The following is an 11,460-nucleotide window of genomic DNA, read 5'->3' as shown; positions in this document are numbered from 1 at the left end:
CCCGCCAATGGCGGGTGTTCATTTTGCGTCCTATGAAAGCTATCGCAAATTAAGCGAAGGTTAAACCCTTACTACAGAATCTCGTTTAACTACCGTAGGTGTATATTTGAAGGTTAACCCTTCTTCTGGTTTACTCCCAGATGCATACTTTAACGCCAGCTCAGCCGCTTTCGCGGCCATCATTTCAACGGGATAACGCAGCGTGGTTAATTTGGGCCGACAGTACTTTGCTAACAGCACATCATCGTACCCCATCACAGAAACTTGTTCTGGAACTGAAATACCATGGTCCTGCAGCATGGTCATAGCACCAGATGCCATAGCATCGTTATAAGCCAAAACAGCAGTGAATTTTGCACCAGTAGCAAGCAAGTTTTGCATTGCCAGTTCACCACCTTCCTGATCGGGCGTAGCATACTCAATCATGCTTTCAGGCAAGCTTAAATTCGCATTGTTAACTGCGTTTCTAATCCCTTCGAGGCGATGATTAGGATCGTCTATGCGATACTGACTGCTTATCACCGCGACATGTTCATGGCCTTGGTTGATGGCATATTCCGCCATAAGGCGACCACCGGTTACGTTATCAAGCCATACACAACGATTTGCTATCTCTGGTATATAGCGGTTAATTAATACAAAGCCTGGAACTTGGTTTGCAAAACCGATCAGGGTCTCGTCATCAAGTGCTTTGCTGTGCACTACCATGGCTTCTACTCGATGCTCTAGCAGTGTTTCAATAGCGCGAAGTTCAGTCTCTTTTTCAATAGAGCCGGCACTTAATAAAATTTGAACGTTATTTTTGCGGGTAATGGACTCCACACCGTGGGCTAACATAGCGAAAAATGGGTCGTGGAGCTCAGCAATGACAACGCCTAAAGATGCGCTACGTTTAGTTACAAGTGCCCGCGCATTAGCGTTGGGACGATAACCCATTTCTTCCATGATTTTTTTGACACGCTTGCGAGTATCATTGCCCACTTTAGGACCATTATTAATAACTCTTGATACGGTCGCTAATGAAACGCCAGCGGCTTGGGCGATATCTTTTATTGTTGCCATTTTCTTTCAAACTTCGTTTTATTGCGTGGAGTGTCGATTGACCTGATTGCCATAGCGTACATTATATTTACAAAAAAAGATAAAATTCTAACGCTTAGCTTGTGGTGTCTTTTACGGGACTGAGATGCATTAGAGAGATGAAGAGCGTTAGATTACCTAAGTGGTTTTACCTTCTATGATTGTTAATCAAACCGCTGTAAAAAAGAATGGAAAACGTATAACCTCCTAGACATTCTGAAAGATTGCATTATTCATTAATGTATAAAAAATGTGTAGTAGGTTGGAAAACGTCAGTTTACTAAGCACGTCTTAAGGTAAAAATTTTGTTATGAAAATAAATGTATCTGCATTTGGTGAAGTAGAAGGCGAAGTCATAAACGCCTTTACGTTAACTAACGACAACGGCATGTCAGTTACCTTGCTTAACTACGGTGGAATTATTAAAGAAATTCACTTCCCGAATACAGAAGGTGAATCGGTAAGTTGTGTCCAAACTTTCGAGACTCTACAAGACTATATAGATGACCCGAGCTATCGCGGTGCGATCGTAGGACGCTACGCAAACCGAATTGGACATGGCTCGTTTGCGTTAAATGGAACAGAGTACACCTTAGATAAAAATGGCGGTGAACATAATCTACACGGCGGCCTAGCTGGGTTTCATAAGAAGGTTTGGGCGGCAAGCGTCCAAGAGACGACAGACAGTGTGGCTGTAACATTTACCTTAACTAGTCCCGATGGGGAAGGTGGCTTTCCCGGTACTGTTAATGTAGAGGCATGCTATTCCCTTGATCAAAACAACGAGTTATCTCTTGTGATCACCGCAAATACAGACAAAGAAACCCCGCTTAGTTTCACGCAGCATGCTTACTTCACGTTGAGCAACGACCCTCAAGTGGGAAATACATTGCTACATATAGATGCTGACAAAGTCACGGACGCAGATAGCACCTTGCTGCCAACTGGAAAACTGGTCGAAGTTGCCAATACTCCCTTTGATTTCACGAAACCTACAGCAATAAAAGAAAGGGCAGAGCAATCTAATTCCCATCCATTATTTGATAGGGTGGGAGGCTACGACCACAACTATGTACTCCGTGATACGCCTGAGCATACCCCACAAGCAACCGTAAAGGCTCTTGATACTGGTATTGCTATGTCGTTATTTACTAACTTGCCGGGTTTGCAGTTTTATACTGGCGGGTTGAAAACCGACGATCAGCTTGGTGCCTTGTGCTTAGAACCACAGCATTTCCCGGATGCACCCAATAAGCCCGAGTTTCCAAACTGTTTCGTAAAACCCGGGGAAACCTTCAAAGCAAGTATGCGATACAAGTTCAGCGCATAGAAATCGTTATGTAGTAACAAAAGAAAATTATTTGTTATCAATTTAACAATTAATTTTCTTTGTTACGCAATTGATAAACGTAAAAGCTTGCTATATCATTATCAGGGTAAACGTTTAACCCTATTTGATGTTGCGCATTAGAGCGTAGCAGGCTAATTCAGAGAGAGTGATTATGGGAACCCCTTTCGACCCTACCAACGATCCACATCGCCGTTACAACCCTTTGTTGGGTGAGTGGGTGTTAGTGTCGCCTCACAGAGCGAAGCGCCCTTGGCAGGGAGCCTCAGAAGAGCCAAACAACGAACAAAAGCCATCTTACGACTCTACGTGTTATTTATGTCCAACAAACACCCGCGTGAATGGTGAAGTTAACCCTGATTACAAAGGTACGTTTGTTTTTCAAAACGATTTTGCCGCCCTTAAGCAAGATACAGAACAAGCCAGTGAGAAAAAGGGGCTGTTTCAGTTCGAAACTGAGCAAGGCTGCAGTCGTGTTATTTGTTTTTCCCCTGATCACAGCAAAACGTTACCTGAGCTTTCCGATGAAGAACGCGTAGACGTAGTCAACACGTGGAAAGCACAAACCGCTGAACTTGGTGAAATCTATCGCTGGGTACAAGTTTTTGAAAACAAAGGCTCAATGATGGGGTGTTCAAATCCTCACCCTCATGGTCAAGTATGGGCGCAGCAGCATGTGCCTACCGACCCAGCGAAAAAAGTCGTGCAGCTACAGCAATACTTTGGTGAAAACGGCACGCCTATGCTGTTGGACTATGCCGAGCAAGAGGTCGCGAAGCAAGAGCGAGTCGTGTGTCAAAATGATGATTGGGTTGTAGTTGTACCATACTGGGCCGCTTGGCCTTTTGAGACGCTACTGTTACCCAGATTTGACGTGCAATCTATGCACATGCTCTCGGATTCTCAGTCGCTATCTCTTGCTAAGATCATTGGCGAAATTACAGCGAAGTACGACAACTTATTTGAAACGTCTTTCCCATACTCTATGGGATGGCACAGTGCCCCATTTGATAGTGAAGCGCACCCTGAATGGACGCTACATGCGCATTTCTTCCCACCACTTCTGCGCTCAGCAAGTGTACGCAAGTTTATGGTTGGGTACGAAATGATGGCAGAGGCACAGCGAGATTTGACCCCTGAACAAGCGGCAGACAGATTAAAAGCACTATCCACAGTGCACTATAAGAAACGTGAGAATGCGAATGGATAATCAAGTACTTTCTTCTAATTTTGAAACGCATTACGGCGAGGCGCCAGCGTTAATCGCACATGCGCCGGGTCGAGTGAACATTATTGGTGAGCATACCGATTATAACGAAGGGTTCGTATTTCCGGCTGCAATCAACTTTGGAACGTGGGTTGCGGCAACAAAGCGCGCAGATAATGACATCGTGGTTACCGCGATGGATTACGAAAATCAGCAAAACCAGTTTTCGTTGTCAGACATTAACTATGACGAAGAACAAGGGTGGGCAAACTATGTTCGCGGCGTAGTGAAAGTACTTAAAGAGGCCATGCCAGATTTTGGCGGCGCTAACTTATTGGTTACGGGCAATGTGCCACAAGGTGCTGGGTTAAGCTCTTCGGCATCTTTTGAAGTGGCTATACTAAAAGCGTTAAGCGCGCTGTATGAGTTGCCCCTCGATGGCGTACAGGCTGCACTGTTAGGCCAGAAAGCAGAGAATACGTTCGTAGGCTGCTCATGCGGAATTATGGATCAGTTAATCTCTGCTATGGGTAATGAAGGCATGGCAATGCTGCTTGATTGCCAGTCGCTAGCCATTGAGCATTCACCACTACCAGACTCGCATCAAATCGTTATCATCAATTCGAATGTTAAACGTGGTTTGGTTGACAGTGAATACAACTTGCGTCGTCAGCAGTGTGAACAAGGCGCGTCGTTATTGGGTGTGTCATCGTTACGCGAAGCAACTATGGAAATGCTAGAAGGCGCTAAAGCACATATGCCAGAGGTGGTTTATCGCCGCGCGAAGCATATTGTTACCGAAAACGCTAGAACACTGGCAGCAAGCCAAGCATTAAAAGCTGGCGACATCGAAACGGTTAGTGAAGCCATGGCGCAATCTCACATCTCCATGCGTGATGACTTTGAAATTACCGTTCGCCCAATCGATTACTTGGTTGAGATCATTGGTGAAGTGCTGGGTAAATCGGGTGGTGTTCGCATGACTGGCGGTGGATTCGGCGGCTGCGTAGTGGCCCTTGTACCTACCGACAAAGTTGAAGCGGTGAAGCAAGTCGTGGCCGACAAGTACTCTGATGAAACAGGGTACAGTGCTGACATTTATGTGTGTACGGCTACACAGGGCGCGTTCGCCTAATTATCGATTTAAATACAGCCTTTATGCACAAACCTCTCCCCTTTCTAAACAATCCTATTCTTTAGAATTGTTTGTGTCCCTTAAGCCGCATCCATTGGTTGCGGCTTTTTTTTACAAAAAGTGCACATTTCTAGTTAAAAAAAGTAAACAAAGTGTGATACTAATACTACCCGCAATAACGCGATAAGTTTAACGGTGAGTTTTTCACCCATTTATGATTTATTGTGCTTTGCGAAACGCGTTTTAATAACGTGACACTGGTGTGGCAACAACCAATATAATAATAAAAACAATTTTTCACCTGTGTACCCTGCATAACAATCGCCGCACCCAAAATAAGAACTTTGGGAAAAACTATGAAATTAGCATTAATAGATATCACGTTGTTCGTGGTATACGTCGTCGCGCTTGTCGGAATTGCGTGGTGGGTTTCTCGCGAAAAGCAGGGTCATCAAAAAGACACAAATGATTACTTTCTAGCGGGCTCAAGCTTGCCATGGTGGGCAATTGGCGCATCACTCATCGCTGCCAATATTTCTGCCGAACAAATCATCGGCATGTCGGGGTCAGGTTACCAGTTGGGGCTTGCCATTGCGTCTTATGAGTGGATGGCCGCCATTACGCTGCTTATTGTCGGCAAGTTCTTCTTACCTATCTTTCTTAAGCATAAAATTTACACCATGCCTCAATTTCTTGAGCAGCGATATGATCATCGCGTTCGCAAGGTAATGGCAATATTCTGGCTAGGTGTTTATGTTTTTGTAAACCTAACTGCTGTGCTGTGGCTAGGTGCATTGGCCATCAATACCATCGCGGGTGTTGATATGGTTTACGGCATGATGTTCTTAGGCCTTTTCTCGTTAACCTATTCACTTTACGGCGGTTTGAAAGCGGTAGCACTCACCGACATTATTCAAGTCGTGTTGTTGGTTATTGGTGGCTTGTTCCTGTCGTATACGGCGTTAAACCTAATCAGCGACGGCAATGGTGCCATCCAAGGTTTTGTTGACCTTACTAACAAGCTCCCTGAGAAATTCGACATGATTTTGTCAAAAGACAACGCGCACTATATGGACTTGCCGGGCATTTCTGTATTGATTGGCGGTATGTGGATCATGAACCTGTCGTATTGGGGCTTTAACCAGTACATCATTCAGCGCACGTTGGCGGCAAAGAGCGTTCAAGAAGCGCAAAAAGGTATTGCGTTTGCAGCTTTCCTAAAACTGCTAATGCCGCTAATTGTTGTATTGCCAGGGATTGCAGCAGTGCTAATTGTGCCAGACTTAGCAAAACCGGACCAAGCATACCCAAGCCTAATGACGCTGATGCCTGTTGGCCTTAAAGGTATTATCTTCGCAGCCTTGGTGGCGGCGATTGTGTCCTCGCTAGCGTCGATGACAAATAGCGTTTCTACTATTTTTACCATGGACCTTTATAAAGATAAGCGTCCAAACGAGTCGCAGCAGCATTATGTGAAAGTGGGTCGTATCGTAAGCTTGGTCGCGCTTATCATTGCTATGGTGGTGGCCAAGCCGCTGTTGGGTAATTTCGATCAAGCATTCCAGTATATCCAGGAATTCACGGGCTTCTTTACACCAGGTATCTGCGCATTGTTCGTTTTAGGTATGTTCTGGAAGAAAACCACAGCAAACGGTGGTCTATTGGCCGCATTAGGCTCATTTGTTTTAAGCATTGTGTTTAGACAATTCTGGCCTGAACTGCCGTTTATTGACCGTGTTGGTCTTGTGTTCCTGCTTTGTGTCGCTTTAGCTGTGGTTGTTTCTCTGCTAGAGAAAAAAGGTGTCAGTGAAAACGCTGTCGACCTAAACGAAGTGCAGTTCAAAACCACAAGCGGATTTAATGTAGCATCTATCGCTGTAGTTATCCTTACAGCGGCGTTTTACATTACGTGGTGGTAGCAGACAAGGAAGGGCGTTTTTAATCGCAACGCCCTTGCTAAAATTAGCTAAAAACAACGCGAAAGTTCAGAAGACGCTGACAATAAATTTTGTTAAGTTCTAGAACGTGTTGCAGTTAGTAACGTAAACCTGTGGCGAAAAACTTCAATTTTCCCTCATAAAATACGGTATACTAACTGGCTAATATTCGATGAACTTTCGCGCTTGCTGATGTCTTACTAAGAAGAGTTATACAGCAAGCCACTAAAAACGTTACAGGAGACATCAATGGCAACGAAAGGCGTTAATAAGGTTATTCTTGTTGGAAACCTTGGCAATGATCCTGAAGTTAGATACATGCCTAACGGAAACGCCGTTGCGAACTTAAGCCTAGCAACTAGCGAAAGCTGGAAAGACCAACAGGGTCAGGTTCAAGAGCGCACTGAGTGGCACCGCCTTACAATGTACCGTCGCTTAGCAGAAATTGCCGGAGAGTACCTGAAAAAGGGCTCGCAAATTTATGTTGAAGGTAAATTGCAGACGCGTAAGTGGCAAGATCAACAAGGCCAAGATAGATACACCACTGAAATTATCGTAGACCAAATGCAAATGCTTGGTGGTCGCGGTGGTGAAGGTGGCGGCGGTAACGGTGGTTACCAACGTCCTCAAAACAACCAAGGTGGTTACAATCAAGCTCCAGCGCAGGGCGGCTATAACCAAGCGCCACAGCAAGGTGGTGGTCAGCAGGGCGGCTACAACTCAAACCAAGGTGGTGGCTACAATCAAGCGCCTCAGGGTGGCAATCAAGGTCAGCCAAAGAACCCACCAATGGCTGAGCCAGATTTTGACTTCGACGATGACATTCCGTTCTAAGCAAAAACAGTTCACGTGTTGAAAATATTCTAAGAGCCGCTTTAATAGCGGCTCTTTTTTTGAGCTAAGTTCGCCCAATTATGAGATTGGTGCCCGCCATTCTTCCCCCGATTACCTTAAAATAATTTCATCATATTCCCATTGTTGTTTTCCCATAAACGCGATGAGTGAGCTTTAAGAATTACGTGTAAAAGGTTGGGTTTTTGCAGTGTCAGTAGTAGTAACCTTGGTGGCTTTTGTTTTGTTGTGTCTTAAAAGCAGCGTGTTGTTTGCGCAAACAGACGGCGAATGTGAAGGGGAAAGCTGCGCCTCCAAAAAGCCTACAGTAGTATGGTTGCGCCCACCCGAGCTTGGAATTGAAGGCAGTGGTGTCAGTATCACTTCAGGGCCGATCTATGACGTCATGGCGTACCTCTCTACACACCTGCATAACTACGACCACCAATTTGAAGCTTATCCGGTTAAACGCGCATGGTCGATGGTACAGCATCAACAATCCGCACAAAAAGTGTATTGTTTTTATGGAGCCGCTTACCAAGAAGAACGCGCTGAGTGGGGATATTACTCCCAGCCAACCTCTATAAACTTACCGCTACTCATTGTTGCAAGAAAAGCGCTTCAGCCTTCATTGAAAAATGAATTAGATACCGCGCAGTCTCAGCCAACGCAGGGGTATTTTGAGTCCATTTCTTTACGCGCTTTGCTTCAGCATAATTTGAGAACGGTACTCTACAACGATGTGAATAACGTATACGCCGATACTGTTGAGCAATGGGCTACAAAAAACAATGTGGTTCGTTTAAATGGGTTAGGCAAAGACTTAGGCATGCACACCATTGCCCTACTGGAAAGTGGAAGAATAGACTTTGGCTATGTAGGGCACCGCGAGCTTTCAGCATTACCAGAAGAAGAACTCGATGCGCTTAATGTTTATCAAATCAGTGAACTGTCCCAGCAGCTAAGAGGAACAAAGCGCTTACTGTGTTCTAAGAGTGAGCTAGGACAAGCGGTAACGAGTGATCTAGACAGCGCGCTAACTCACATTACATCCACGCCTATGAAAAGCCAAACCTTAAGAGACATTAACTTTGTGGCAGATGGATACCCTTTATTTCTTAAACCACTTTTTGATGAAAGGTGGAAGCAATACCTTTCAAACTGAAGGCTTTCAAGGTTTTACGTTTTACCATTACTTTCACGACAATTCATGCGTAAAGCAGCCTATTTTATTACCTCCCCTTATTCTTCTTAATCAACAATAATAATAGTGTTTGGCTTGTGCGATACCCGTGACGAGGTATTATAAATTTGCCTGTTAATAACGAGAAAATTATCCAAATTATGAAAACGTTATCCCTGCTTTTTGGCGGTGCTGTTCTGGTTTCAGCGACCGCGGCCATATCTCCTTCGGTATCAGCTGCTCAAACGCTTTATAAGCCGTTTCCAGCCGACGTAATGCCATCGTTAAGTGAGAAAGGTAACTATGACGTTGGCGTAAAAACAGTCGAAGCGGCTTACCCTGTTAAAGTCAAAGACATTGCTGGCAATGAAGTCGAGCGATCACTTACTTTGGAAATTTGGTATCCCGCAGCAAGCTCTGCTCAAAAGACCACATACATTAATGAGACAAGAAGTGGTCAAGTGTTTGAGGTACAAGCCGATGCAAGCCGTGATGCCCCTATTGCCAACGCTGACACTGATTTTCCGGTAATTGTTATTTCTCATGGTTATACCGGTTACCGTACCCTTATGTTTTATTTAGGCGAACACCTTGCGTCTCACGGTTATGTTGTAGCGGCAATCGACCACACAGATTCCACAAACAAAGATGTTAATTTTGCAGAAAACCCGTATTCAGGCTTTCCAAGCACGTTACTAAATCGCTCGCGTGACCAAGTTTTTACTTTCAACAGCATCAGCGAAAATACCTTTTTTAAAGAGAGTGTGGATGGGAGCAAAGCAGGTATTATCGGCTATTCGATGGGGGGCTACGGCGCAGTTAGCACGGTAGGAGGATGCTATGCTTTTAACGACCAAACCGCTGCAACCTTCACTGGAACACAAGATCCTAAAGCGGTAGCGTTGATAAAAGAAGCGCTTAACACCTGCGCAGGTGGCAAGGCCCTTAGCGAAGAAACACTGCCAGCTTGGAAAGCAGCGTTAGCTCTTGCGCCATGGGGCGGGCAACATCAGCTTTTTGATGTTCAGTCGCTAAACAATATCAAAGTTCCTGTTCTCTATGTTGCTGGTGATAACGACGATATTTCTGGCTACGATGGTATTAAGTGGTTGTTTGATAACACCGGCAGTAAAGAATCTAAGCTACTGACCGTGAAGAATGCACGTCATAACGTTGCGCCTCACCCTGCACCTAAAGAAGCCTATGGCAGTGAGTTTGATCTGGGAAGTTACATCGAACCTGCATGGGAAGTGCAAAAGCTTAATGCTATGAACGAGCACTTTGCGCTTGCGCTTATGAACTGCCATGTGAAAGGTTTAAAAGATGATTGTGAATACCTGAACGTGAGTGGCAGTAGTGCCCAAGTACCCGTAGATGGCAAAAAGCCAGAGCCTTGGAAAGGGTTTGATGACCGCTGGGCGTTAGGCTTGGAGATGCAAAGTAAGTAATGCGTTATAAAAGGGTGCTTAAGCACCCTTTTTAATTCTTGTTACATATTTCCGCTGTATCTAATTCAATAGTGGCATAATGTATATGCTTAAACATTTATGTTTTCGTCAGTACCTTCATTTACTATAACAATCAATCGAACTCATCATTAACATCATAAGGAAGTGAAATGAGAATGCGTAAGTTAGTTACTTCAGTGCTTTGTGCCTGTTCTTTTGTTGCTGTCCAACCCTCTGCTTATGCGGAAGCGAATACCGTAAAACAAGGCATAGTTGCTGAAAACAGCAACGACGTAGAGCTATTAAAAGCATCCTTTAAGCAAGGAGATTTCGCCCATGTGGTAGATGTTCTTGATGATGTGAAAAACAAATCACCTGAACAGCATAATATGTTGATTTCTGCGTTGATGAATATCGATTTGGACGATGCCGAAGAGGCGGCTGAGCAATTTATTCTAAAATATAGCGATGACTACAGGGCATACCATACACACGCAAGTGTAATGGGCGCACAGGCTTCAAGTAGCATTTTTTCTGCTCTGGGTTATGCAAAGAAAGCGAAAAAAAGTTTAGAGAAGGCCGTCGAGATTGCTCCCGAAAATGTTGAGGTTTACCAAGCCTTAATGCAATTTCACTTAATGGCGCCATCTATTGCTGGAGGGGATATGGATGAAGCCATGAACCTTACCCAAAAAATTGCAGCTCTAGACAAAACCGAAGGTCAATTTGCTCTTGCCCGAGTCTATCTGGAAGAGGAACAAGAGACAAAAGCAAAGGCAATATTTGCGTCTCTGATAGACGACGAGCAAACCCAAATTCGCGCTCGTGTTGAACTTGGAAGCTTCTATTTGTCTGATGAGCAATACGACTCTTCGTTCGAGATATTGTCGCCACTCACAGATATTGAATTAACAGAGGTAACAAAAGCCGAGAATGATGCTTGGGACATTTATCAGAAGCGAAAAATTAGCCTTATGTATGGAAAGTATCGTTTGGGGCAAGTGGCTGTTGAAAGTGGTGAGTACACAGAATTAGGTATAAAAGCTTTAAAAGACTATCTACAAAACTATGAAACTACGGCTATTGATACAGAGAGCCTACCTACACCTAGTTGGGCACAATTGCGGTTGGCTGAATTGCTGCTCAATGCTGGTCAGATTGATGAAGCGCAGCGCGTTGTAAACACAATGACAGAAGAAAAAGACGAGCGTTTTGCGAAGGTTCTTAAAAAAATCAAAAAGGCTTTGAAAAAGCGAGCTGCGGCGTAACACCGCTAAGCTCGCTTTAGCTT

Annotated in this window: 9 protein-coding genes; 8 read left to right on the top strand and 1 reads right to left on the bottom strand. The window is 44.5% G+C overall.

The window, feature by feature from the left end:
* Nucleotides 1–60: 60 nt before the first annotated feature.
* Complete coding sequence (locus RJ41_RS04255) at nt 61–1,062, bottom strand: LacI family DNA-binding transcriptional regulator (protein ID WP_039217407.1); 1,002 nt, start codon at nt 1,060–1,062, stop codon at nt 61–63.
* A gap of 328 nt (nt 1,063–1,390) precedes the next feature.
* Between RJ41_RS04255 and RJ41_RS04250 the strand changes: the two genes are divergently transcribed.
* The 8 genes from RJ41_RS04250 (at nt 1,391) to RJ41_RS04215 (ending at nt 11,437) form a co-directional block, all read left to right on the top strand.
* Nucleotides 1,391–2,410 (top strand): aldose epimerase family protein, encoded by a 1,020-nt coding sequence (locus RJ41_RS04250; protein ID WP_039217404.1) that lies wholly within the window; start codon nt 1,391–1,393, stop codon nt 2,408–2,410.
* A 172-nt stretch (nt 2,411–2,582) separates the two neighbouring features.
* The gene (locus tag RJ41_RS04245; RefSeq protein ID WP_039217401.1) at nt 2,583–3,638 is read left to right on the top strand and encodes a UDP-glucose--hexose-1-phosphate uridylyltransferase; all 1,056 of its coding nucleotides are present in this window, start codon (nt 2,583–2,585) and stop codon (nt 3,636–3,638) included.
* Nucleotides 3,631–4,770: a galactokinase gene (galK, locus tag RJ41_RS04240; protein ID WP_039217399.1), complete on the top strand. Its 1,140-nt coding sequence runs from the start codon at nt 3,631–3,633 to the stop codon at nt 4,768–4,770. Before RJ41_RS04245 ends, galK begins: the two co-directional genes overlap by 8 nt.
* 356 nt (nt 4,771–5,126) lie before the next feature.
* Nucleotides 5,127–6,689: a sodium/sugar symporter gene (locus tag RJ41_RS04235; protein WP_039217395.1), complete on the top strand. Its 1,563-nt coding sequence runs from the start codon at nt 5,127–5,129 to the stop codon at nt 6,687–6,689.
* 267 nt (nt 6,690–6,956) lie between these two features.
* Complete coding sequence (locus tag RJ41_RS04230) at nt 6,957–7,541, top strand: single-stranded DNA-binding protein (RefSeq protein ID WP_039217393.1); 585 nt, start codon at nt 6,957–6,959, stop codon at nt 7,539–7,541.
* Nucleotides 7,542–7,749: 208 nt separating this feature from the next.
* On the top strand, nt 7,750–8,703 hold the full coding sequence (locus tag RJ41_RS04225) for a hypothetical protein (protein ID WP_039217390.1): 954 nt from the start codon (nt 7,750–7,752) through the stop codon (nt 8,701–8,703).
* Between the two features lie 179 nt (nt 8,704–8,882).
* Complete coding sequence (locus RJ41_RS04220) at nt 8,883–10,169, top strand: alpha/beta hydrolase family protein (protein WP_205622700.1); 1,287 nt, start codon at nt 8,883–8,885, stop codon at nt 10,167–10,169.
* A 170-nt stretch (nt 10,170–10,339) separates the two neighbouring features.
* Complete coding sequence (locus RJ41_RS04215; protein WP_039217384.1) at nt 10,340–11,437, top strand: tetratricopeptide repeat protein; 1,098 nt, start codon at nt 10,340–10,342, stop codon at nt 11,435–11,437.
* The last annotated feature ends 23 nt before the right edge of the window (nt 11,438–11,460 follow it).

Source organism: Alteromonas marina (genome assembly GCF_000808575.1).
Lineage (GTDB): Bacteria > Pseudomonadota > Gammaproteobacteria > Enterobacterales > Alteromonadaceae > Alteromonas > Alteromonas marina_A.
Note: the sequence above shows the minus strand (reverse complement) of the source record. Positions and strands in the feature narration are given on the sequence as shown.

Bases quoted from the DNA above. Each gene is read 5' to 3' on its own strand.
- RJ41_RS04255 (WP_039217407.1), bottom strand. From the start codon at position 1,062: ATGGCAACAATAAAAGATATCGCCCAAGCCGCTGGCGTTTCATTAGCG.
- RJ41_RS04215 (WP_039217384.1), top strand. From the start codon at position 10,340: ATGAGAATGCGTAAGTTAGTTACTTCAGTGCTTTGTGCCTGTTCTTTT.
- RJ41_RS04235 (WP_039217395.1), top strand. From the start codon at position 5,127: ATGAAATTAGCATTAATAGATATCACGTTGTTCGTGGTATACGTCGTC.
- RJ41_RS04220 (WP_205622700.1), top strand. From the start codon at position 8,883: ATGAAAACGTTATCCCTGCTTTTTGGCGGTGCTGTTCTGGTTTCAGCG.
- galK (WP_039217399.1), top strand. From the start codon at position 3,631: ATGGATAATCAAGTACTTTCTTCTAATTTTGAAACGCATTACGGCGAG.
- RJ41_RS04245 (WP_039217401.1), top strand. From the start codon at position 2,583: ATGGGAACCCCTTTCGACCCTACCAACGATCCACATCGCCGTTACAAC.
- RJ41_RS04230 (WP_039217393.1), top strand. From the start codon at position 6,957: ATGGCAACGAAAGGCGTTAATAAGGTTATTCTTGTTGGAAACCTTGGC.
- RJ41_RS04250 (WP_039217404.1), top strand. From the start codon at position 1,391: ATGAAAATAAATGTATCTGCATTTGGTGAAGTAGAAGGCGAAGTCATA.